The sequence below is a fragment of the Nocardioides oceani genome (assembly GCF_030412965.1).
GTDB classification, from domain to species: domain Bacteria; phylum Actinomycetota; class Actinomycetes; order Propionibacteriales; family Nocardioidaceae; genus Nocardioides; species Nocardioides oceani.
Map to the genome: position 1 here is coordinate 1 of NZ_JAUHJQ010000082.1, position 324 is coordinate 324.

At 72.2% G+C, this 324-nt stretch carries 1 protein-coding gene; it reads right to left on the reverse strand.

From position 1 onward, the window contains the following. A partial coding sequence (locus QWY28_RS24745; RefSeq protein ID WP_300955314.1) for a hypothetical protein occupies nt 1-324 on the reverse strand: 324 nt, incomplete at both ends.

A 324-nucleotide genomic window follows, 5' to 3' on the forward strand; every position in this document is an offset into this window, starting at 1 on the left:
CGATCCTCGCCGCCCTCCGCAAGCGGAATGCCCCCCGGAGACAAGTCCATGCCGCCGTGGTCCATGCCGCCGTGGTCCATGCCGCCGTGGTCCAAGCCGCCGTGGTCCATGCCGCCGTGGTCCATGCCGCAGTGGTCCATGCCGCCGTGGTCCATGCCGCCGTGGTCCATGCCGCCGTGGTCCATGCCGCCGTGGTCCATGCCGCCGTGGTCCATGCCGCCGTTGTCCATGCCGCCGTGGTCCATGCCGCCGTGGTCCATGCCGCCGTGGTCCATGCCGCCGTGGTCCATGCCGCCGTGGTCCATGCCGCCGTGGTCCATGCCG